Source organism: Nonomuraea recticatena, assembly GCF_039533245.1.
Taxonomy (GTDB): domain Bacteria; phylum Actinomycetota; class Actinomycetes; order Streptosporangiales; family Streptosporangiaceae; genus Nonomuraea; species Nonomuraea roseola.
In genome coordinates this window covers 608,111-629,045 of record NZ_BAAATE010000002.1, presented here as the reverse complement: position 1 = coordinate 629,045, position 20,935 = coordinate 608,111, and the positions used below count along the sequence as shown (strand labels likewise).

Genomic DNA, 20,935 nt, shown 5'->3' with positions numbered 1-20,935 from the left:
GGCTACTCCTTGTCCCACGCGACCGGGAGCCGGTGCACGCCGTAGATGTCGGAATTGGTGCGCAGCGGCACCTCTGCTGAGGATATGGCCAGCCGCAGCGTCGGGAAACGGGTGACCAGAGCGGGAAGGGCGACGCGCATCTCCACGCGGGCCAGCTGCTGGCCGAGGCACTGGTGGACGCCGTGACCGAAGCTCAGATGTCCGGTGGTCTGACGGCGCAGGTCGAGGGTGTCGGGGTCGGCGAAGCGCTCAGGGTCGCGGTTGGCCGCCTGCGCCGAGAGTGCGACGCTCTCCCCCGCTCTGATCACGTGACCGTTCAGCTCGACATCCTCCAGCGCGGCCCGTACCCCGGTGTGGGTGATGCTCAGATAGCGCAGCAGCTCCTCGACGGCCTGGTCGGCGAGGCCGGGATCGGCGCGCAGGGCGGCGAGCTGACCGGGGTGGCTCAGCAGGGCGAAGGTGCCCAGCGCGAGCATGTTGGCGGTGGTGTCGAGCCCGGCGCCCAGCAGCAGAACCCCGATGTTGGTGAGCTCCTCGTCGGTGAGCTCCTCGCGCGCGAGATCGCCGAGCAGGTCGTCGGTGGGGTCGGCGCGCTTGGCCAGGACCAGCGCGTGCAGGTACTCCTGCAGCGCGACGTAGGCGGCGTACTGCTCCTCGGGGACGGCGCCGAAGTTGTTCAGCGCCAGCGCGTGACGCTGGAAGAATTCCCTGTCGGCGTAGGGGACGCCGAGCAGTTCGCAGATCAGCAGCGCGGGGACGGGCTGGGCGTAGGCCTGCACCAGGTCAACAGGCGGGCCCTGCCGCTCCATGGCGTCCAGGTGCTCGGCGGTGATCTCCTCGACGCGGGCGGTGAGCCGGCGCATCCTGCGGACGGTGAACTTCCCCGTGAGCAGCTTGCGGTAGCGGGTGTGCTCGGGCGGATCGACGCCGATGAACATGCCGGGCGCGGCCGGCGGCGGTCTCTCCGCCGAGATGGCCCCAGGGAACGGCGAGTGCATGAGCTCGTGCCGCGAGCTGAAGCGGGGGTCGGCCACGACCGCGCGAACCAGGGCGTGACTGGTCACCAGCCAGCCGACGTGCCCGTCGGGGAAGACCATCCTGCTGAGTGGGTGCTGCTCGCGCAGCTGCGCCAACTCCTCGGGCGGGTCGAACGGGCAGCCCGGAGGGCGCATGGTGGGCAGCGCGGTCACAGTGTACGGGGGCTCCGTCACGTCAGCTCCTTCAGTCGCGATATTACGCGTTTCGCTCCCGCCAAAAGCTATGTTGCGTTAAATAGCCGTGTCAATCCTTGAACCCCTAATTTCCGCATCATGCCAGTTGAGAGCGGCTAAGATTGCAGTGAGCTTGTCGATGAACGCAACGCCGCATTGCAATGGGCTGTCTGTGAACGCAATACTGCTCGCGCAGTCGAGCGACTGGGCGTCCGTCAGCAGGAGTCGGCCTCGCAGAGCCCGGCGTGGCCTCCGACGGAGCGGTCCTGATCCGCCCTGACGGGTTCATCGCGTGGCGGGCGGGGCAACCGACGCCCCGCCGACGCCCTCCGCCGCGTCCTGGCCGGACCCGCGCCCCGGAATTCCGCTCCGACCGGTCCGGCCTCAGCCGCCGGCGGCGCGCACCAGTCTGCGCAGCGTCCAGCGCATGAAGAGCTTGGCCGCCGGACGTACCAGTGATCCGAGCGGCAGCGACAGCTCCTCGGCCCAGATGAGCCGTCCGCCACCGATCCTGAAGATCCCGACGCCACGCACCAGCCGTCCGGTGTGGGCCATCGCGACCACCGTCGGGGGCTCCCACCGGGTGACGGTCATCGTGTCGAGGAAGCCCAGCCTGCCGACCCCCGTGAAGGCGGCCAGCTCGCTGCCCACCCCGCGCCCGTCGCCCGCCACGACGCGCGCCGTGGTGAGGAACATCCACTCGGGATGACGCGGCCAGTCGGTCAGCACCTCGAACAGCCGCGCCGGAGGAAGGTCGGTCTCCACGGCCACGGCCAGGCGGGTCGGCATGATCCCCAGCCTACGCCCGCGCCTCTGATCAGCCTTCCAGCCGGCCCGGCCGCCGCCGAAGGCAGCTTCGGCGGCTCGTGCGCCTTGAACTCCGCGCCGAGCATGCCGACCAGGAAGGGCATGCCCCTCAAGCGAGTCGGCCCCACCTCCAGCAGGCAGGAGGGGTCGCCGATGGGTGTGAGGACGCCCGCCGTGGGGCTCACGTGCGGCCGTACGAGCGAGATCAGATCGTAGCCGGGCTCCGCCGCGGCGGCTGGAGGCGCCCACGGGCGTCGCGGTCTTCCCCGCCGGAGGGCGGCAAGCCCGTGCGGGCGCAGGCCGAGCGAGTTCGACAGGGGCGGCCACTTCGCCGCGATGGAGGAGCCGACCTGCCGGCCGCCGACATCAGGGCCTTCTTCAGTCGAATCTGACGACCGGCTTGCTGCCGGGCGCGGCGAAGGCGAGGAGCGCGAGGGCCTCGGCCTCGATCTCCTCGCGCGGGCCTAGGCCGAACAGCGTGACCGTCACCGTGGCGGCGGTGCGCTTCCAGATGCCGCGCACGTAGCCGTCGACCAGGACGGTGCCGTGGACCTGGCCGTTGACGGTGATGACGCGCTTGCGGTGCTCGTCGGAGATGACCCTGGTGCGGTCGGCGTGGCTGAGCACGAGGTTGTCGAACGGGGCGACCAGCCGTACGGGAGCGGGGGTGTCCTCGTCGGGGCGGGGCGCGTCGGGCAGGTCGAGCAGGCCCCCGCCGAGATCGACCAGGTCCATGCGGGCGACGGACGCGCGCAGACCGGTCAGGCCGGACCAGGCCTGCATGTCGGCGATCGTGGCGGGGCCGAAGGCGGCGAGGTAGCGGGTCAGCAGCGCCTGAGGGTCGGGCGAGGGGTCGAGGTCGCGGCCCAGCCAGGCCTCCACGGGGGTGAGGACGGCATCGCCCGCCTTGCCCCAGACCGCACGCGGTGGCACCTGGACCATCGGCAGCAGCCAGCGCAGGATCACCGGCGGGGCGGCGGGGTCGGCGTTGGGGAAGCGCTCGGCCAGCAGCGGCGTCATGGCCTTGACCGACAGCGGACGCTCGGTGAGCAGCGCCCTGCCCTCGGCGACCACGGCCTCGTGGTCGAGCCCCTCGAGCCTCCTGGCCGTCAGCGCGCGGGTGAGCATCGGCTGGATGAGCGGCCTGATGGCCAGGCAGTCGGCGGCGCTGACCAGGTGGACGGTGCCGCGCATGAGCGTGATGCGCACCACCTCGCGGCCGAGCAGCAGGTCGGCCAGCTCCTTCGGCTCGAAATTCTCCAGGCGTGACCACAGGCCGAAGTAGGGCGCGAAGGGCGCCTGGGCCTGCAGCCCGACCAGATGCTCGATCGCCCGCAAGGGGCTCATGGCGTGGCGGCGCAGGAGCAACTGCCTGGCGAGAGTGGCGCGGTTGAGGGCACGCTGGCTGATCACGGGTCCACCCTAGACAGGGTCGCCGACATTCCCGACGGCGGCGGCCATGCCGTCTCAGCTCTAGGACAGGAAGCGCAGCACCGCCAGGACGCGACGGCTGTAGCCGGCCGTGTGCGACAGGCCCAGCTTGTCGAAGACCGAGTTGACGTGCTTCTCCACCGCGCTCTGCGAGATGAACAGCGCCTCGGCGACGGAGGCGTTGGTGTAACCCTGCGCCATGTGCTCCAGCACCTCGCGTTCGCGCGGCGTGAGTTTGGCCAGCGGATCGACCTGCGGGCTGCGGGCCAGCAGCTGCCGTACGACCTCGGGGTCGAAGGCGGCCCCGCCCGCGCCCACCCGCTCCAGCGCGTCGAGGAAGTCGCCGACCTGCGCCACTCTGTCCTTCAGCAGGTAGCCGACGCCGTCGACGTCGCCCGACATCAGCTCGGTGGCGTATTTCTTCTCGACGTACTGCGACAGCACCAGGACCCTGACGTCTGGCCAGCGGCGCCTGATCTCCAGGGCGGCGCGCAGCCCCTCGTCGGTGTGGGTGGGCGGCATCCGCACGTCCACCACCACGATGTCGGGCTGCTCGGCCTCCACCGCCTCGACCAGCGCCGTGCCGTCGCCGACGGCGGCGAGCACCTCGTGGCCCTCCTCGGCCAGCAGTCTGACCAGGCCCTCGCGCAGCAGCGTCGAGTCTTCGGCAAGGATCACCCGCACGGCAGCTCCGCTCTCACCACGGTCGGCCCCCCTGAGGGGCTCGACACCGCGAACACGCCGTCGAGCGCGGCGACCCTGCGGGCCAGGCCGGACAGGCCGCCTCCCGAGGGGTCGGCCCCGCCCCTGCCGTCGTCTCGCACGCTCACGACGACCATCGTCCCATCGACGGCGACCTCCACGGTGATCAGGCCCGCCTCTGCGTGCTTGGCCGCGTTCGTCACCGCCTCGCAGACCAGGAAGTACGCGGCCGTCTCCACCTCTCGGGGCGGCCGCGACGGCAGCTCGCAGCTCACCTTCACCGGTACGGCGGAGCGCTCGGCGACGGCGGCCAGCGCCTCGCCGAGGCCGAGGCTGTCCAGGCCGCTCGGGTAGGCCCGCCACGCGACCTCGCGCAGCTCGGCGAGGGCCTGCTGGGCCTCCTCGTGCGCCTGGTCGAGCAGCTCGACGCGGCCTCGTTTCGCTCTGCCGATCACCATGGCCAGCGCCACGAGGCGCTGCTGGAGCCCGTCGTGCAGGTCGCGCTCGATGCGGCGGCGTTCGGCGTCGACGGCGGCGAGCACGCCCGCGCGGGTCTCCGCGAGCTCGGCGATCCTGCGTTCGAGCGCCTCGGTGGAGTGCGGGCCGAGCGTGCGCAGGGCCAGGCGGCGCTCGAGCGCCTGCACGCCCACGATGCCGGTCAGGTCCATGAACAGCAGCACGACGCCCACGACTGTCATGTAGGCCAGGATGGGAGGGGTCATGTACATGCCGTCGAAGGACTCTCCGTGAGCCCACCGCCACGCGATGAGCAGCGCCGCGCCCGCACCGATGACAAGGAGGGCGACCACCAGGCCGCCCAGCACGCCCACCGGCACCCGCAGCGCCAGATAGCGCAGCGCCTGGCCCCGGGAGAAGTCGCCCACCCGCACGCCCAGCCGCCGGGTCTCCAGCCGCGCCACCCGCGAGGCGTGCTCCGCCAGGCGTGGATGGGCCAGGAAAGGGAGCGCGACCAGTTCGGCCAGGGCGCTCAGCGCTCCCATGGTGACGCTAAGAACGACCCGCATGCCTGCCCTTGCGCCGCTCGGTCAGCCGTACGCCGACGAAGACGAGGATCGCGAGCACCACGATGCCGATCACCACGTTGGTGCCGATGCCGACGTAGCCCTCGACGAGCTGCCAGTTCTCGCCGAGGTAGTAGCCCGCCATGACAAAGATGGTGTTCCAGATCGCGCTGCCGAGCGTGGTGAAGAGAAGGAACACCCAGATCGGCATGCGCTCCACCCCTGCGGGGATCGAGATCATGCTGCGGAAGATGGGGATCATCCGGCCGAAGAACACGGTCTTCACGCCGTGCTTGGCGAAGAAGGCCTCGGTCTTCTCGATGTCGGAGATTTTGATCAGCGGCAGCCGTCGCGCGATGGCCACCACCCTGTCCCTGCCCAGCAGGGCCCCGACCAGGTAGAGGGCGAGCGCTCCGACGACCGAGCCCGCGGTGGTCCACACCAGGGCCTCGACCAGCCCCATGCGGCCCTGGCCCGCGGTGAATCCGGCCAGAGGGAGGATCACTTCGCTCGGTAGCGGCGGGAAGAGATTCTCGAGCGCGATGGCCAGCCCCGCGCCAGGCGCGCCAAGGGTCTCCATCAGGCCGGTGGCCCACCCGGCGATCCCGTCGTTAGATGTCATGCCCTGAGCCTACGAGCGATCACACGATGTGCGAATGCGGTCACCTGCCGAATTCTGGGTGTGGTAAACCACAGCTACAGCGTACGGTACGCTGTACGGCTATGCGGGAACTCCTTCGGCACGCGGCCATCTTCGAACCGGGCGACCCGCCCAGGACCGGCACCATGGCCTTCCTCGACCCCGAAGGCGGCGAGCGTGTGACCATAGCCGAGCCCGAGGGGCTGCGCGAGGCGCGCGTCACCCGCGTTCCCGTCAACGAGGCGATCGCGCAGCTCAGCAGGGCTCGCGCCGACGACAGCGCCCATCCTGCCACCCGATTCTGGGGCACGGTGGCGCTGCTGGCGCTCCAGCTGGTCGCCAGGGGCCGCATCAGGCCCGGCGTCACCTCGGGCGACTACGCCGCCTGGCGGGCGGGCCCGCTCGACGCCGCCGACGTGGCCAAGGTGAAGGAGCTGGCCGACGCCATGCCCGCCGCCGCCAGGGCCATCCCCCTCGAAGGGGTCCTGCTGCTGCCTGACGCCGAGGGGCTGGTGCGCGCCTTCCTCGACGCCGTCGCCGACGGGATGCCACGCTCCCCCGGCGCGCTGCGGGCCGTCGGCGTGCCCGCCTTCTCCGCCGCCAAGCCGGTGAAGGCGCCCCAGCTGCGCGAGTGGGCCGCCGACCCCGGCGTACGGCTGTCGCTGCGCGTGGAGAGCGACGGCGACGGCCACGAGAGGTTCCGCGCGGTCGTCCAGCTGCACAGCCTCTCCGACCCCACGCTGGTCGTCGACGCCGCCGACCTGTGGGAGGGCCGCGACCCCGGTCTCGGCGCGAGGGCGAAGGTCGAGGCCCTCGTCGAGCTGCGCAGGGCGGTCAGGCGATGGCCGCCGCTCGAACGGCTGCTCGACGCCGAGGTGCCCGACGAGCTGGAGCTGACCGACGAGGAGGTCTCCGCCCTGTTGTCGGGCGCGGCCGCGGGGATCGACGTGCACTGGCCACGCGAGCTGGTGCGCGGCGTGAGCGCGCGAGCGATGATCGACGGAGAGTCCAGCGGGCTGTTCAGCTTCAACTGGCACCTGTCGCTCGGCGACGACCCGCTGACCGCCGCCGAGATGGACCGGCTGGCCGAGGCGCACCGCCCCGTCGTACGGCTGCGCGACCAGTGGGTGCTGATCGACCCCGCGATGGCCCGCAAGGCCGCCAACCGCGAGATGAAGCCGCTGACCGGCATCGAGGCCATCGGCGCCGCCCTCACGGGCACGGCGCTGGTCGAGGAGGAGGAGATCGAGGTCTCCCCCGGCCCCGTCCTCGACGAGCTGCGCGGCAGGCTGCTGGCCGAACCGGTGGAGCAGCCGCCCGCCCTGGCCGCCACGCTGCGCGACTACCAGCTGGCGGGGCTGCGCTGGCTGGCCCAGATGACCGCGCTCGGGCTCGGCGGGTGCCTGGCCGACGACATGGGGCTCGGCAAGACGATCACGCTCATCGCCCTCCACCTGCATCGCGGCGGCGGCCCCACGCTCGTCGTCTGCCCGGCCTCGCTGCTGGGCAACTGGGAGAGGGAGATCGCCAGGTTCGCACCGGGCGTGCCCGTACGGCGCTACCACGGCGCCCAGCGCACCCTGCCCGAGAGTGGATTCGTGCTCACCACCTACGGCACCATGCGCGTCGACGCGGCCAAGCTGGCCGAGCACCCCTGGGACCTGGTGGTCGCCGACGAGGCCCAGCACGTCAAGAACCACCGCTCGGGCACCGCCAAGGCGCTGCGTGAGATCCCCTCGGCCGCCCGCGTCGCCCTGACCGGCACCCCCGTCGAGAACACGCTGTCGGAGTTGTGGGCGATCCTCGACTGGACCACCCCCGGCCTGCTGGGCTCGCTGGCGCGCTTCCGCGCCAGGTGGGAGCCGCAGCCCGACAAGCTCGGCCGCCTCATCGCGCCCTTCCTGCTACGCCGCAAGAAGTCCGACCCCGGCATCGCGCCCGAGCTGCCGCCCAAGACCGAGACCGACAGGCCCGTCTCCCTCACCAGGGAGCAGACCGTGCTGTACGAGGCCACGGTGCGCGAGCTGATGTCGGCGATCTCCGACGCGGACGGCATGGCCAGGCGCGGCCTGATCGTGAAGCTGCTCACCGGGCTCAAGCAGATCTGCAACCATCCCGCCCAGTTCCTGCACGAGAAGGACCCGGCGCTGGAGGGCCGCTCGGGCAAGCTCGAGCTGCTGGACGAGCTGCTCGACACCATCCTCGCCGAGGACGGCGCCGTGCTGGTCTTCACCCAGTACGTCACGATGGCCCGCCTGCTGGAGCGGCACCTGGCCGCCAGGGGCGTGACCACCCAGTTCCTGCACGGCGGCACCCCCGTCCCCAGGCGGGAGGAGATGGTCAGGCGCTTCCAGGACGGCGAGAGCCCGGTCTTCCTGCTCTCGCTCAAGGCGGCCGGAACCGGCCTCAACCTGACCCGCGCCGACCACGTGATCCACTTCGACCGGTGGTGGAACCCCGCCGTCGAGGACCAGGCCACCGACCGCGCCTACCGCATCGGCCAGACCAAACCCGTCCAGGTGCACAGGCTGATCGCCGAGGGCACGGTCGAGGACCGCATCGCCGCGATGCTCGAGACCAAACGGTCGCTCGCCGAGGCTGTGCTCTCCAACAACTTCACCGAACTCACCGACGCGGACCTGCTCAACCTCGTGGAGCTGCGATGACCGCCGCCAAGGGCTTCCCCGCCTTCCCTCCGCAGCGCGCCGGCGCCCGCTTCGCCACCTCGTGGTGGGGCAGGGCCTGGCTCAAGGCGCTGGAGGACACCTCCCTCGACCACACGCTGCTCGCCAAGGGCCGCGCCTTCGCCAAGACAGGCCAGCTGGGCCCCATCACGGTCAGCGAGGGCCGCATCGCCGCGGTGGCCTCGGCCGAGTACTCAGCGGTGGTGCACATCAGCCCGCTGCCCGACTGGGACCGCTTCCTCGAGCAGGTCGCCGCCAAGGCGGGCCACCTGGCCGCGCTGCTCGACGGCGACATGCCGTACGACCTGGTCGAGCTGCTGCCCGGAGTGGGCGACCTCGAGCCCGACTGCGAATGCCCCGACTGGGGTCACCCCTGCAAGCACGCCGCGGCCCTGTGCTACCAGGCCTCCTGGCTGCTCGACCGCGACCCGTTCCTGCTCATGCTCATGCGCGGAATGGACAAGGACGACCTGCTCGCGGCGCTCCAGCAGGCCGCCGCCCCCTCCGGCACGCCGGTCGAGGAGGCCTACGCCCACGGGGTGCCGCCGCTGCCCCGCCTGTCGTCGGCGGAGCTTCCCGCCGCCGAGCCGCTGGAGGTGGAGCCGGCGCCAGGCGTCGATCCCGCCGCGATGCGGGTGCTGGCCGCCGACGCCGCGCTGCGCGCCCGCGAGCTGCTGACCTCCGGCGCCGCCGCCGTGCTCACCGAGTTCCACGACAGGGTGCGGCTCGCCGCCGTCCACGACCTCGACATCGGGCTGCCCGCCGCCGTCCAGTCCTGGCGGTACGGCGGTGCGAACGCCCTCGACACGCTGACCACCGCCTGGACCCCGCCCAAGCAGGCCGTCGCCCGCGCCGCCTGGCAGCTGCCGGGCTTCGAGGCCGCGCGCAACCGGTGGACTCTCGGCGAGGTCCAGCTCCGTTACGGCAAGGACGGCCGCTGGTATCCCTTCGTGGCCGCGGACGGCGACTGGCACCCTGCGGGACCAGCCGAGTCCGACCCCGCCGCCGCGCTGGCCGTCGCCACAGGAGCCGACTGAGCTGCTTTCGCGGAGGTAGACTCGAAGACACCGAGGTCTCTTCGCGCGTTGGCATTCAGGTCGGCGTCGCCCACGGCGATTCACTGCATCGGCCCCTGAGCGGGCCTGGACAGGCGACAATGACCGATTCTCCTTCTCTCGCGACGCGAGCGACGCCTTCCTCCCAGGGCTATGACGGAAGCGCACCCTTCCCCGAGCAGGACGCGCCGGCCGAGGCCGGCCCCCTGCAGATCTCCCTGACCACCGCGATCGTGGTCGCCCCCTTCCTCGCCCTGGCCGCAGGTGTCTGGCTGGCGTGGGGCAGCGGGATCTCCCTCACCGACGTGGTGCTGTTCGCGGTGCTCTACGTCGTGACGGGGCTCGGCGTCACCGTCGGCTTCCACCGGCTGCTCACCCACCGCTCCTTCATCGCCCGTCCGTGGCTGCGCGTCACGCTGGCCGTCGCGGGCTCGATGGGCTTCCAGGGCAACGTCGTCGACTGGGTGGCCGTGCACCGCCGCCACCACGCCTTCACCGACCGACCCGGCGACCCGCACTCTCCCTACCGCTACGGCACCCACCTGCGTGGGCAGCTGCGCGGGCTGGCCCACGCCCACCTGGGCTGGATGTTCAGCGCCGACCCGACGCCCGCCGAACGCTACGCGCCCGACCTGCTCGACGACCCTGCCATGGTGCGCGTCGCGCGCGCCTTCCCCGCGCTGTGCGCGATCTCGCTGGCGCTGCCGTTCGTGGCGGGATGGGCGATCAGCGGCACCCTGTACGGCGGGCTGACCGCCTTCCTGTGGGCAGGGCTGGTCAGGGTCGCCCTGCTCCAGCACGTGACGTGGAGCGTCAACTCGCTCTGCCACATGATCGGCGACCGGCCGCACGCCACCCGTCGCCACGACCGCTCGACCAACCTGTGGCCGCTGGCCCTGCTGTCGTTCGGCGAGAGCTGGCACAACGGCCACCACAGCCAGCCCAGCTGCGCCCGCCACGGTCTCGGCCGCAACCAGATCGACCCGTCGGCAGCCCTCATCCGCCTGTTCGAGCGCCTGCGCTGGGCCGCCGACGTGCACTGGCAGAGGGAGAGCAGACGCGGGGCCGATCGCGCCGCCTAGGGATTTCGCGCCCACCCCTGCCTCGGGGGCCCGGAGCCGGCGTCTGTCCGGGTTCGGACCTCCCCGTGCGGAAAACGGGTTGCAGATCAAGATCGGGACGCGGGACGCTCCCCCGTGTGAAAATGCACGCCGACCAGCTGACGGTGTCGATCGAGATAGTGCGCACGCTCGTGGACGAGCAGTTCCCGCAGTGGCGGCGCCTGCCTGTCAGGAGCGTCACCGGCCAGGGGACGGTCAACGCCATCTTCCGCATCGGCGACCTGTTCGCGGCTCGGTTCCCTCTCCAGCCAGGGGACGTCGAGTCGACGCGCCGCCAGCTGGAGTCGGAGGCGCGGGCAGCCCGTGAGCTGGTGGGCCGCACGCGCTTTCGCACGCCCGAGCCGGTCGCGCTCGGCGAGCCGGGGGCGGGCTACCCGCTCGCCTGGTCGGTGCAGACGTGGCTGCCCGGTGCCGTGGCCACCGACGAGGACCCCGGGGAGTCGGTCGCGTTCGCCCACGACCTGGCCGGCCTCATCACCGACCTGCGCGCCATCGACACGCGCGGCCGCACGTTCGCAGGAACAGGCCGGGGAGGCGACCTGGCATCCCACGACGGGTGGATGGAGACCTGCTTCAGGCACAGCGAGGCGCTCCTGGACGTCCCCCGGCTTCGCCGCATGTGGGCCTTCATGCGGAGTCTGCCGCGCGACGCCGTCGACGTGATGAGCCACAGTGATCTGATCCCCGGCAACGTGCTCGTGTCCGCCGGGCGGGTGGCCGGGATCCTCGACGTCGGCGGCCTCGGACCGGCTGACCCCGCTCTGGATCTCGTGAGCGCCTGGCATCTGCTGGAGGCGGGGCCGCGGCAGGTGCTGCGCGAGGAGCTCGGCTGCGACGACCTCGAATGGGAGCGCGGCAAGGCGTGGGCCTTCGAGCAGGCGATGGGTGTGGTCTGGTACTACGTCGAAAGCAACCCCGGCATGAGCCGGATGGGCCGACGCACCCTGGACCGCATCCTGGCGGACTGAGCGTCGAGCCGTCCCATCCGGTCGAGGAACGGTCGGTGTGCGTCAGGCCGTCGTCCAGGGCCGGAGCTTCTCGGGGTTCCTTACTGCCCAGATGTGCTTGATCCGGTCGCCTGCGACGTCGATCGCCAGCACCACCACGGTGACGCCGTCCAACTGCGCCACCAAGCCGGGCTGACCGTTGACCGTACGCTCCAGGATCGTCAGGCCGGGCGCCCTGGTGGCGATCTCGACGAAGACGCGCGCGATCTGCTCGCCACCCGCGATCGGCTGCAGCACGGCGCTGACGAGACCGCCGCCGTCGGCGATCCCCGTGGCGTCGGGGGCGAGGAGGCCGATGAGCGCGCCGATGTCCTTGGCCTCCCATGCCTGCTTGAAGGCTCTGACGAGGTCGGCGCGCTGGGCCGCGGGGGTCGTGGGAGCCTGCGACGCGCGGATGCGACGGCGGGCTGAGGAGGCGAGCTGGCGACAGGCCGCAGGCGTGCGGCCGACGATCTCGGCCACCTCGGTGAAGGAGTAGCGGAAGACGTCGTGCAGGATGAACGCGACGCGCTCGGCCGGGGTCATCGAATCGAGCACGACGAGGAAGGCCATGTTGATCGACTCGTCGAGGGTCACCCGGTCGGCCGGGTCGGCCGTGGTGCCGCCCGGCAGAGCGTTGATCCACTCCGTTCGGTCGGGCAGCGGCTCCGGGATCCATTCGCCCACGTAGCTCTCGCGCCGGGCCCGTGCCGAGCCGAGCAGGTCGAGGCAGATGCGACTGGCGACCCTCGTCAGCCAGGCGCCGGGCGATTCGATGGCCTCCTGCTGCTGCCGGGACATGGCGTACCAGCGGGCGTAGGTCTCCTGGACGACGTCCTCGGCGTCGGCCAGGGAGCCGAGGAGCCGGTAGGCGAGATTGATCAGCTGACGCCGCTCGCTCATGATCGCGCTCAGGCCAGGATCGAGCCTGCCGTCTCCTGGCCCGGATGGGGTGGTCATGGTGTGGCCGGCCTTCCTTGTCGCGTCTGCCCTCACCAGATCGACGAGGCAGCCCCTCGGATTGTGAGGTCGAGGCGTCGCCTCACATTTCCCGAGGGGCCGCGGGTGCTGCGCCGATCACGGCCGGCCGTGGCCTCTCGTGCCGATCAAATCGCGAGAGGCGGGCGCGGATGTGATGTGCCTCGCCCACCTTCCGCACCGACGCACAGGCGCACAGGTGGCTCGCCGAAAGCGTCTTCGTCGGTCTCGCCCGCGAGGCGGCCGGTGACGTCGTCGCCATCCGCATGTACGCCCTGGCCTGACAGGCCCCGTCTACCGGCGCGGCGCCGCCCTGTCGAGCAGGTCGCGGACGGCCTCGATGACGGCGTCAGGCTGTTCCACGTGAAGGTGCTGGTGCGCGGCATCTTCAAGCACGCGCTGCTCCCCCCGTGGAACGGCCGCCGCCATCGCCGCGTGCATGGCGCGCACGCCCTCGAGCCCCTGGCGCATGGCCTTGGGGGACATGAACTGCGCCCAGTACGGGTTGTCGCCTCCGGCGGTGAGCACGATCAGCGGGACGTCGGGCAGCCCTCCCCCGTGCCTGAGCTCGTCGTAGATCTCGGTCTCGAAGTTCTCCGTCTCGCGCAGACTCGTCCGCCACGACGCGAGGTGGTGATCGATCAGCGGTTCGCGCGCAGCGTCGGGCCACTGCGCGTAGATCTGCGCGTACTGCCCGCGGGCGGCCTCGATCTGCTCGGCGGTCAGGTCAGGCATGTCGGCCTCGTTCAGCTTCATCTGTTCGCTCAGCTCGACCAGCTGCTCCGGCATGAAGGTCAGGATGTCCTCGTGGCCGGGGTCCACCAGGAGCAGGCCGGCCACCTCGGCGGGGAACAGCTGCGCGTAGCGGCGCGCGTAGAAGGCGCCCAGTGAGTGGCCGACCAGCAGGTAGGGGCCTGGCACCTCGGCGGCGCGCAGGAGGCGGCGCAGCTCGTCGGCGACCTCCTCCGCCCTGCGGGGCAGCTCGACCCGGTCGCTCCAGCCCGTCCCCGCGCGGTCGTAGAGCACGCTCGTGGCGAACTCGGCGGCCCGCGCCTGGACGTTCAGGAAGTCAAGGCCGATCAGGCCCGCCCCCGGCAGGAACACCACGCTCGGAGCCCCCTCGCCGGAGCGGTGCAGCAGCAGACGCCGGCCTTCCACGTCGTACAGCCGCCCCACGGGTGGCCCTCCGAATGACTGCTCTGACATGGCTGTTCCTTCCACTCGATCATTCTCAGCATGAGAACAGTATCAGCTTGCGAAAGGTTGCAGTGTGAGATGATGACGCGGTGGACACGTGGGAACTGCTGACGCATCCGGTACGGCTGCGCGTCGTGCACGCCATGTCAGGCGGGCGGACGCTCACGACCTCTCAGTTGTGCGCGCGGATGCCCGATATCTCCAAGGCCACCGTCTACCGCCAGGTCGGCCTGCTCGCCGAGGGAGGCGTGCTCGAGATCGACGGCGAGCAGCGGGTGCGCGGCGCCGTCGAGCGCAGGTACCGGCTGCGCGGGGAGCTGGCGCTGATCGACGCGGAGACCGCCGCGTCGGCGTCGCTGGAGGACCACCGCCGCGTGTTCGCCACCGCGATGGCCGCTCTCATCGCCGAGTTCAACGTCTTCCTCGACAGGGAGCACGACGGCTCGATCGCCGAGTCGGTCGGCTACCGCCAGCACGCGCTCTGGCTCAGCAGGGAGGAGCTCGCCGACATGATCAGCGAGCTGCGCCGGACGATCGTGGCCCGCATGGCCAACGAACCCACGCCCGAGCGCGCGCAGTACCTGCTCAGCCCGATCCTCTTCCCGCTCGAGGAGCCGGCGGCGCGGGCAGAGCAGGGGCCAGCAGTCACTCCCTGACGCTGAGGCCCAGGTTGGCGGCGATGGTGATGGCCTGGACCGGGTCGATGATCGCGCCGGCGATCTCGCAGGTGACGGGGTCGAGCGAGGTGAGGTCACTGCCCCGCAGGTCGCACCGGCTGAGATCGGCCTTGCTCAGCCACGCGCCCGACAGGTCGACGCCCCTGAGCTTCGCCCCGGCGAAGCGGGCGCCCGCCAGGTCGGCCTCCCGCATGCGCACGTCGGCGAACGTGGCGTTGCGCAGGTCGGCGCCGGGCAGCCCCACGAACGACCAGTCGCCGCCCGAGACCTTCATCAGGTCGTAGGTCGAGCCGTCGAACATGCTGCCCACGAACTTGCACCTGCTGAAGGTCGCGTCGAAGAACGACGTCCTGGTGAAGGTGCAGTTGATGAAGCCGCTCTCCTCGTGCGTGGAGGCGTTGAAGCGGCAGTTGCGGAACGTGCACTCGAAGAACTCCGCGCCCCTGCTGACCGCCTCGGTGAGATCCACGTCGACGAAGGCGACCCGCCGGTGCTGCTCGCCCGACAGGTCCTTACTGTCCCAGTCGGCGGAGCGAACGGTGGTGTCGGTCGGCGGCGCGGGTGCGCCGTGCTTGCGGTCAGCCATCATGGGCGGAGAGCCTAGAGGGCGGCGGCGACAGTTTCTGCAGCGCCCTGAGCGTCGTGGCCAGCTCCTCCTGCACGATGCGGCTGGCCGCCTCCCTGTCGAACTTCTCGATCGCGGTGACCAGCCCCGCGTGTGAGGCGTCGCCGTGGTTGGGGTCGCCGGCGCGCAGCTTGAGCAGGTCGACCAGGTCGATCAACCCCTGTCGCAGCGCGGGCACGAACTCGGCGAACAGGTCGGTGAGCACCGGGTTGCGCGCCGCGGCCACCACCGCCGCGTGCAGCGCGATGTCGGCGTCGACGAAGGCGGCGTCGTCGCCCGCGGAGGCGGCGCGCCTGTCCGCGAGAGCCGCCTTCAACGCCTCGAGGTCGGCGGGCCTCCTGCGCTCGGCGGCCAGCCTGGCGGCCTGCACCTCGACCAGCATCCTGACCTCGTACACGTCCGCCACGGCCGCCCGCCGCAGCCGCGCGGACCACTCCTCGGCCGCCTCGGTCGCGATGACGAACACCCCGGCGCCCTGGCGGGCCTGCAGCAGCCCCGCCCCCGCCAGCGCGCGCAGCGCCTCTCGGACGGTCGACCTTCCCACGCCGAGCGTCTGGGCCAGCGTCGTCTCTCCGGGCAGCTTCGTGCCGACCGGGTAGCGCCCCGCGGCTATCTCCTCGCGGAGGTGCTGGGCGGCCTGGTCGACGAGCGGACTGGGACGGAGCATCGAAACCTCTCAGGTTGTCTGAGGAGCTGAGGTGTGCTTAATCTACCGCACATGACCTGGAATCCCCAGCGCCCGAGCCCCATGTCCTACCACCGTTACCAGTCCTTTGACCAGCGCGTCGAGGTGCCGCTCACCGAGCGGGCCTGGCCGGGAAGGCGGCTCGGACGGGCCCCGCTCTGGGTGTCGGTGGACCTCCGCGACGGCAACCAGGCGCTGGCCGAGCCCATGGACACCCCGCGCAAGCGCCGCCTGTTCGACCTGCTGGTCAGGATGGGCTTCAAGGAGATCGAGGTCGGCTACCCCTCGGCCAGCCAGACCGACTTCGACTTCGTCAGGCACCTGGCCGAGAGCGACGCCGTGCCCGACGACGTGACGCTGGTCGTCTTCACCGCCGCCCGCCGCGACCTGATCGAGCGGACCTTCGCCTCCATCGAGGGGCTGCCGCGCACGGTCGTGCACCTGTACACCGCGACCGCGCCGGTGTGGCGGGAGGTGGTGCTGGGCCGTACCAGGCCGGAGGTCCGCGCGCTGATCACGGACGCGGCCGAGCACATGGCCAGGCTGGGCACGGCCGCCACCCGCTTCCAGTTCTCGCCCGAGGTGTTCAACCTCACCGAGCCCGACTTCGTCCTGGAGGTCTGCGACGGCCTCACCGAGCTGTGGGACGCCTCCCCGGACCGTCCGGTGATCCACAACCTGCCCGCCACCGTCGAGATCGCCACCCCCAACGTCTACGCCGACCAGATCGAGTACATGCACAGGCACCTGGCCAGGCGCGAGTCGGTCATCCTGTCGGTCCACCCGCACAACGACAGGGGCACCGGCGTGGCCTGCGCGGAGCTGGCCGTACTCGCGGGGGCGCAGCGGGTGGAGGGCTGCCTGTTCGGCAACGGCGAGCGCACCGGCAACGTCGACCTGGTCACCCTGGCCATGAACCTCTACGCCCAGGGCGTGGATCCGATGCTGGACTTCTCCGACATCGACGCCGTCCGCGAGACCGTGGAGGCGTGCAACAGGCTGCCGGTGCACCCGCGCCATCCCTACGGCGGTGAGCTGGTCTACACCGCCTTCTCCGGCACCCACCAGGACGCCATCAGCAAGGGCCTGGCCCACCAGAAGCCCGACGAGCCGTGGCGGGTGCCGTACCTGCCGATCGATCCGGCCGACGTCGGCCGCAGCTACGAGGCGGTTATCAGGGTCAACAGCCAGTCGGGCAAGGGCGGCATCGCGCACCTGCTGCACACCCACTACGGCCTCGACCTGCCCGTACGGCTGCGCGCCGACTTCGCCGCCGTCGTGCAGGCCGCCACCGACGGCAGCGGCCACGAGGCCACGCCGCAGGACCTGTGGCGGCTGTTCCAGGCGACCTACCTCGAGACTCCCTCGATGGCGTGGAGCACGGCCGAGGTGGCGCCTGGCGAGCACCGCTTCACCTGCGAGCTGGGCGAGGGGACCGGCGACGGCCCGCTGTCCGCCCTCGTCGACGCCCTGCGCGGGGCGGGGATCGACGTGGACATCGTGCACTTCTCCGAGCACGCGACGGCCGCGGGGCCCGACAGCCCCGCGATCGCCTATGCCGAGTGCAGGGTGGCGGGCACGACCTGGTGGGGCGCAGGTCAGGACGGCACGGTGCTGACCGCCTCGGTGCGGGCGGTCCTGTCCGCCGTCACCAGGGCGCGGCGAGGAGGCCAGGCCACGGCGCCGTGTGTCAGGTGAGGCCGTCGGGGATCGACGCGAGGAGGTCCTCGTACTGGACGAACAGGCGCGGGACAGGGGTCCCTGTCGTGGCGTGAGTGTCGGCCTCGGTGAGCGCGGTCCAGCAGGCGGCCGTGAGCCGGCGGGCGTGGGCGCCGGGCCAGGGCTGCGGGAGGAGCTCGGGGGGCAGGAGCGGGTCTGGTTCCATGGCGTGGGTGAAGGCCGCAGCGAGCTGGACGGCCATGGTCAGCTGCTCGGACCCGGTGAGGGTGTCCTGCTGCGCGAGCCGGTCGAGGCAGGCCCGGGCGAAGTCGGCGAGGCGGTCGTGGCGGGCGGCGATGTCGTCCAAAGGCCAGAGGGCGGCGGCCAGGGTGGGCGGGTCCTCGTGGCCCCCGATGCGCAGGTCGGTGGTGGTGAGGCAGGTGAGCGCGTGGGCGACGCCGAGGTGGCGGGCCTGGGCTTCGACGAGTTCTTCGATGCCGTTCGCGCTGACGTAGAGGCCGCTTTGGACGGGGGCGGCGCCGAGATGGCGCAAGGTGTCGCGCAGGGCGTCGCGGGAGGTCCTGCTCGACTCGGGGATGGCGAAGGCGAACAGGTGCCAGACACCGTCCCAGGGGGCGAGTCCGTGGTCCTGGCGGTAGGCGTGGCGGACGTAGGCGAGGTTGGGGGTGAGCGAGCCGGTGGCGTCGGCGACCGTCCTCAAGAGGGCCTTGCGCCCGCGGCCTTCGTGGCTGAAGCGGCCCTCGGCGACAAGCCGCTTGACGCACAGGCGGACCTGCTGGTCGCTCATGCCGAGAAGGCCGGCGACGGTGTAGAGCTCACCGGCGTCGACGGTGCCGTCCTCGCGGACCAGGGCGTGCACCAGCAGCCGGGTGGGGACGGGCACAGGGGCGGCGCTGCCCGCGTCGGCCCCCGTGCCCATCGGGGTGTCCGGGAGGACGCCCATCAAACCTCCCCGCGCTTGGTCGAGACGGCCGGCGTGACGGGCCGGTGCATGGTGGTGACGGCGCCGAAGCCCATCAGGTGGCGTAGGTACGGGGTCTTCTCGGTGTGCACGGCGATGAAGCCGTGCCGTTCGTACAGGGCGCGGGCGCGCGGGTTGACGTCGATGACGTCGAGGCGGATGCGCCGGCAGGAGTGCTCGGCGGCCACGGCCGCGATCTCGCGCAGCAGGAGGCTGCCGATGCCTTTGCCCCGGTGCTCGGGGGCGACGGCGATGCCGTCCATCACGAGCTCGCCGTCGGCGGGGCGCCGTTCCATCAGGGTGAGCAGGGCCAGGCGCGGCAGTCCGCGCAGGGTTCCGTAGGCGGACAGGACATCGCCCGCGCCGCCGCCCGTCAGTCCGCGCCCGCCGAGCTGGTAGCCGGCCACCCCTGCCACCTCGCCGTCGACGACGGCGGCCACACCCCGGTCGTGGTGGAGGTGGGCCGCGAGGAAGGCGCGGGCCTTGTCCGGCGGGTTCAGGGCGGCGCCGAGCTTCCGTCCGAACGCCTGCCAGTACAGCGCGGCCACCCTCGCCTCACTGCCCTCGGGCAGGCCCCTGAGCACCTGCGGGTCATCCGGATAGTCCGGCCTGGCTCCCGGCTTGGTCGTGTCCATCGGCGCTCCTCCTGAGCGGCGGGCCGGACGCCCGCCCGTTTGCACTATCGACCCTACTACGCTCATTCTCAGTACGAGCGTATCAAGAACGATAGTTCGGAGTGGATATGAGCCGAGGAATGGCGACGCGGCGCCACGGGCGCGTCCTGGTGTGGTCGTTGGCCGTCGTGCTGCTGGTGGGCGCGGGGCTCGGCGGTGTCGCGGTCTGGCAGAACACCTACGCGCTACGGGAGGAGCGCATCACCGTGCGCCACGACGGGCGGTCACTGGACGGCGTGCTCGCCCGGCCGGAGCGCGGCGACGGCCCCTTCGGCCTGGTCGTCTTCGTCCACGGCGACGGACCCGTCGACGCCACGCACGACACCTTCTACCGGCCCCTGTGGGAGTCCTTCGCGAAGGCCGGCTACGCCTCGCTCTCCCTGAGCAAGCCCGGCATCGGCGCCTCCGAGGGGAACTGGCTGGACCAGAGCATGGACGACCGAGCCGGCGAGACCCTCGCCGCGATCACCTGGGCACGCGCGCGTCCCGACATCGACGCCCGGCGCATCGGTCTGTGGGGGGCCAGTCAGGCAGGATGGGTGCTGCCCAAGGTCGCGGCCCGCGACCGCGCTGTGCGGTTCGTCATCGCGGTCTCACCGGCCGTCGACTGGCAACAGCAGGGACGCTACAACCTCCTCGCCGGCCTGCGTGAGAACGGCGCCACCGAGGACGAGAAACACGCAGCGCTGCGACGGCGCGAGGCGAACCTGCGCCTGCTGCGGCAGGGCGCGACCTTCGAGGAGTACCGCACCGCCGTCGGCGACACCGACGGCATGACCGCCGAACGCTGGCGGTTCATCGCCAAGAACTACCGCTCCAACGCGAGCGAGGACCTGCGCGCCATGCGCGGCACCCGCACGCTCCTGGTGCTGGCCGGGCACGACGTCAACGTCGACGTCGCCGACACCGAGGCCGTCTACCGGCGCATCCTGCCTCCCGCCTCCCTGACGGTGCGGCACTACCCCGACGCCACCCACTCGCTGGTCGACCACGCTGTCGAGAACTCCGAGCCGCGCCTCGCCCTCACCGCCGTCTTCGCCCCGAGACGCCTGCACGCGCCCGGATTCCTCGCCGACCAGCGCCGCTTCGTCGAGCAGATCACCGACCGCACCGACCGCGAGGCGACCGACTGACCACCGCGACCACGTCTCCTCGTCAGCTACCTACCTGGCCCTCATGCGGCCTGACGCATTTGTGTGCGGCGGCCTCGCCGGCGCCCCGTCTGAGGCAAGATCGCTCCATGCGTCCGAGCCGCGATCCCTTCGTCCTGCTCTTCACCGGGGCCGTCGCACTTGCCTCGCTCCTGACGCTCATCGAGGCGAGCACCCCCGGCCTGTCCTTCTGGGCGCTGGCGCTGGCGCTGTACTGGGTGGCGCTCGCCATCGCCACCGCCTGGTTCGCACGGGTGAGGGAACCCGGCACCGCCAAGCGAGCGTGGAAGCCCTGGATGTTCGCCCCGGTCGCGCTGGTGCTGGGCACCGTGCTGCTGGTCGGACTCGACGCGCCCCTTCACGCGCGCTTCGCCCTGTCCGAGCCGAGCCTGGAGCGCCACGCCCGGTCCGTGCGCGACGACCATGACAGCAACCGGTGGTGGGGCCTGTACCGGGTGGACCACGTGGAGAAGATTCCAGGGGGAGCGAGGTTCACGGTCACCTCGCTCACGCTGGACTGGCAGAGCCACGGCTTCGCCTACAGCCCGGATCGGGCGCCGGAAGAGGGCCGGTACGAACACTTCAAGGGCCCCTGGTACATCTGGAGCGAGGGGCCCTGAAGGCGCCGAACAAGTCGGGCCGATCCAC

20 protein-coding genes are annotated in these 20,935 nt (G+C 71.6%); 8 read left to right on the top strand and 12 right to left on the bottom strand.

Features of this window, described 5'->3' with window-relative positions:
• Positions 1-2 precede the first annotated feature (2 nt).
• The 6 genes from ABFX50_RS06225 to ABFX50_RS06200 all read right to left on the bottom strand — a co-directional run bounded on the left by ABFX50_RS06225 (position 3) and on the right by ABFX50_RS06200 (position 5,795).
• Entirely contained in the window at positions 3-1,211 is a 1,209-nt protein-coding gene (locus tag ABFX50_RS06225) for a cytochrome P450 (RefSeq protein ID WP_346144024.1), read from the bottom strand.
• A 384-nt stretch (positions 1,212-1,595) separates the two neighbouring features.
• Complete coding sequence (locus tag ABFX50_RS06220; protein WP_346144022.1) at positions 1,596-2,000, bottom strand: SRPBCC family protein; 405 nt, start codon at positions 1,998-2,000, stop codon at positions 1,596-1,598.
• A gap of 396 nt (positions 2,001-2,396) precedes the next feature.
• Entirely contained in the window at positions 2,397-3,431 is a 1,035-nt protein-coding gene (locus ABFX50_RS06215; protein WP_346144020.1) for a winged helix DNA-binding domain-containing protein, read from the bottom strand.
• 60 nt (positions 3,432-3,491) lie between these two features.
• A complete protein-coding gene (locus ABFX50_RS06210; protein WP_346144018.1) occupies positions 3,492-4,133 on the bottom strand; it encodes a response regulator in 642 nt (213 codons plus the stop codon).
• The gene (locus ABFX50_RS06205) at positions 4,124-5,176 is read right to left on the bottom strand and encodes a sensor histidine kinase (protein WP_346144016.1); all 1,053 of its coding nucleotides are present in this window, start codon (positions 5,174-5,176) and stop codon (positions 4,124-4,126) included. Before ABFX50_RS06205 ends, ABFX50_RS06210 begins: the two co-directional genes overlap by 10 nt.
• On the bottom strand, positions 5,160-5,795 hold the full coding sequence (locus ABFX50_RS06200; protein WP_221240997.1) for a DedA family protein: 636 nt from the start codon (positions 5,793-5,795) through the stop codon (positions 5,160-5,162). The genes ABFX50_RS06205 and ABFX50_RS06200 overlap by 17 nt, the downstream gene beginning before the upstream one ends.
• 101 nt (positions 5,796-5,896) lie before the next feature.
• Here ABFX50_RS06200 and ABFX50_RS06195 point away from each other — a divergent pair, with 101 nt between their 5' ends.
• The 4 genes from ABFX50_RS06195 to ABFX50_RS06180 all read left to right on the top strand — a co-directional run bounded on the left by ABFX50_RS06195 (position 5,897) and on the right by ABFX50_RS06180 (position 11,641).
• Positions 5,897-8,479 (top strand): DEAD/DEAH box helicase, encoded by a 2,583-nt coding sequence (locus tag ABFX50_RS06195; protein WP_346144013.1) that lies wholly within the window; start codon positions 5,897-5,899, stop codon positions 8,477-8,479.
• Positions 8,476-9,534 (top strand): SWIM zinc finger family protein, encoded by a 1,059-nt coding sequence (locus ABFX50_RS06190; protein WP_346144012.1) that lies wholly within the window; start codon positions 8,476-8,478, stop codon positions 9,532-9,534. Before ABFX50_RS06195 ends, ABFX50_RS06190 begins: the two co-directional genes overlap by 4 nt.
• A gap of 119 nt (positions 9,535-9,653) precedes the next feature.
• Positions 9,654-10,634, top strand: coding sequence for an acyl-CoA desaturase (locus ABFX50_RS06185; protein WP_346144010.1), 981 nt, complete (start codon positions 9,654-9,656; stop codon positions 10,632-10,634).
• A 122-nt stretch (positions 10,635-10,756) separates the two neighbouring features.
• The gene (locus tag ABFX50_RS06180; RefSeq protein WP_346144090.1) at positions 10,757-11,641 is read left to right on the top strand and encodes an aminoglycoside phosphotransferase family protein; all 885 of its coding nucleotides are present in this window, start codon (positions 10,757-10,759) and stop codon (positions 11,639-11,641) included.
• 42 nt (positions 11,642-11,683) lie between these two features.
• Here ABFX50_RS06180 and sigJ read toward each other — a convergent pair whose 3' ends face one another.
• Both sigJ and ABFX50_RS06170 read right to left on the bottom strand, forming a co-directional pair.
• Positions 11,684-12,619, bottom strand: a complete 936-nt coding sequence (gene sigJ / locus ABFX50_RS06175) for an RNA polymerase sigma factor SigJ (protein ID WP_346144008.1) — start codon at positions 12,617-12,619, stop codon at positions 11,684-11,686.
• 312 nt (positions 12,620-12,931) lie between these two features.
• Positions 12,932-13,843 carry an alpha/beta fold hydrolase gene (locus ABFX50_RS06170; RefSeq protein ID WP_346144006.1) on the bottom strand — a complete coding sequence of 304 codons (912 nt, stop codon included), beginning with the start codon at positions 13,841-13,843 and terminating at the stop codon, positions 12,932-12,934.
• 80 nt (positions 13,844-13,923) lie between these two features.
• Between ABFX50_RS06170 and ABFX50_RS06165 the strand changes: the two genes are divergently transcribed.
• On the top strand, positions 13,924-14,490 hold the full coding sequence (locus ABFX50_RS06165; RefSeq protein ID WP_346144004.1) for a helix-turn-helix domain-containing protein: 567 nt from the start codon (positions 13,924-13,926) through the stop codon (positions 14,488-14,490).
• Here ABFX50_RS06165 and ABFX50_RS06160 read toward each other — a convergent pair.
• Together ABFX50_RS06160 and ABFX50_RS06155 are read right to left on the bottom strand one after the other, a co-directional pair.
• A complete protein-coding gene (locus tag ABFX50_RS06160; RefSeq protein ID WP_346144002.1) occupies positions 14,480-15,100 on the bottom strand; it encodes a pentapeptide repeat-containing protein in 621 nt (206 codons plus the stop codon). The two genes, ABFX50_RS06165 and ABFX50_RS06160, sit on opposite strands and share 11 nt — an antisense overlap.
• Positions 15,090-15,803 (bottom strand): FadR/GntR family transcriptional regulator, encoded by a 714-nt coding sequence (locus tag ABFX50_RS06155; protein ID WP_346144000.1) that lies wholly within the window; start codon positions 15,801-15,803, stop codon positions 15,090-15,092. Before ABFX50_RS06155 ends, ABFX50_RS06160 begins: the two co-directional genes overlap by 11 nt.
• 51 nt (positions 15,804-15,854) lie before the next feature.
• Here ABFX50_RS06155 and leuA point away from each other — a divergent pair, with 51 nt between their 5' ends.
• Entirely contained in the window at positions 15,855-17,519 is a 1,665-nt protein-coding gene (gene leuA, locus ABFX50_RS06150) for a 2-isopropylmalate synthase (RefSeq protein ID WP_346143998.1), read from the top strand.
• On the opposite strand, the gene ABFX50_RS06145 is transcribed toward leuA, so the two are convergent.
• Together ABFX50_RS06145 and ABFX50_RS06140 are read right to left on the bottom strand one after the other, a co-directional pair.
• Complete coding sequence (locus ABFX50_RS06145; protein WP_346143996.1) at positions 17,512-18,444, bottom strand: PaaX family transcriptional regulator C-terminal domain-containing protein; 933 nt, start codon at positions 18,442-18,444, stop codon at positions 17,512-17,514. The genes leuA and ABFX50_RS06145 overlap by 8 nt on opposite strands.
• Entirely contained in the window at positions 18,444-19,097 is a 654-nt protein-coding gene (locus tag ABFX50_RS06140) for a GNAT family N-acetyltransferase (RefSeq protein ID WP_346143994.1), read from the bottom strand. The genes ABFX50_RS06145 and ABFX50_RS06140 overlap by 1 nt, the downstream gene beginning before the upstream one ends.
• 107 nt (positions 19,098-19,204) lie before the next feature.
• Between ABFX50_RS06140 and ABFX50_RS06135 the strand changes: the two genes are divergently transcribed.
• Both ABFX50_RS06135 and ABFX50_RS06130 read left to right on the top strand, forming a co-directional pair.
• Positions 19,205-20,269: an alpha/beta hydrolase family protein gene (locus tag ABFX50_RS06135; RefSeq protein WP_346143992.1), complete on the top strand. Its 1,065-nt coding sequence runs from the start codon at positions 19,205-19,207 to the stop codon at positions 20,267-20,269.
• Between the two features lie 107 nt (positions 20,270-20,376).
• Entirely contained in the window at positions 20,377-20,907 is a 531-nt protein-coding gene (locus ABFX50_RS06130) for a hypothetical protein (RefSeq protein WP_346143990.1), read from the top strand.
• The last annotated feature ends 28 nt before the right edge of the window (positions 20,908-20,935 follow it).

Coding starts and splice junctions, on each gene's coding strand:
- ABFX50_RS06160 (WP_346144002.1), bottom strand. CDS start 15,100: ATGATGGCTGACCGCAAGCACGGCGCACCCGCGCCGCCGACCGACACC.
- ABFX50_RS06205 (WP_346144016.1), bottom strand. CDS start 5,176: ATGCGGGTCGTTCTTAGCGTCACCATGGGAGCGCTGAGCGCCCTGGCC.
- ABFX50_RS06180 (WP_346144090.1), top strand. CDS start 10,757: ATGCACGCCGACCAGCTGACGGTGTCGATCGAGATAGTGCGCACGCTC.
- ABFX50_RS06195 (WP_346144013.1), top strand. CDS start 5,897: ATGCGGGAACTCCTTCGGCACGCGGCCATCTTCGAACCGGGCGACCCG.
- ABFX50_RS06155 (WP_346144000.1), bottom strand. CDS start 15,803: ATGCTCCGTCCCAGTCCGCTCGTCGACCAGGCCGCCCAGCACCTCCGC.
- ABFX50_RS06135 (WP_346143992.1), top strand. CDS start 19,205: ATGAGCCGAGGAATGGCGACGCGGCGCCACGGGCGCGTCCTGGTGTGG.
- ABFX50_RS06140 (WP_346143994.1), bottom strand. CDS start 19,097: ATGGACACGACCAAGCCGGGAGCCAGGCCGGACTATCCGGATGACCCG.
- leuA (WP_346143998.1), top strand. CDS start 15,855: ATGACCTGGAATCCCCAGCGCCCGAGCCCCATGTCCTACCACCGTTAC.
- ABFX50_RS06170 (WP_346144006.1), bottom strand. CDS start 13,843: ATGTCAGAGCAGTCATTCGGAGGGCCACCCGTGGGGCGGCTGTACGAC.
- ABFX50_RS06185 (WP_346144010.1), top strand. CDS start 9,654: ATGACCGATTCTCCTTCTCTCGCGACGCGAGCGACGCCTTCCTCCCAG.
- ABFX50_RS06220 (WP_346144022.1), bottom strand. CDS start 2,000: ATGCCGACCCGCCTGGCCGTGGCCGTGGAGACCGACCTTCCTCCGGCG.
- sigJ (WP_346144008.1), bottom strand. CDS start 12,619: ATGACCACCCCATCCGGGCCAGGAGACGGCAGGCTCGATCCTGGCCTG.
- ABFX50_RS06200 (WP_221240997.1), bottom strand. CDS start 5,795: ATGACATCTAACGACGGGATCGCCGGGTGGGCCACCGGCCTGATGGAG.
- ABFX50_RS06145 (WP_346143996.1), bottom strand. CDS start 18,444: ATGGGCGTCCTCCCGGACACCCCGATGGGCACGGGGGCCGACGCGGGC.
- ABFX50_RS06190 (WP_346144012.1), top strand. CDS start 8,476: ATGACCGCCGCCAAGGGCTTCCCCGCCTTCCCTCCGCAGCGCGCCGGC.
- ABFX50_RS06130 (WP_346143990.1), top strand. CDS start 20,377: ATGCGTCCGAGCCGCGATCCCTTCGTCCTGCTCTTCACCGGGGCCGTC.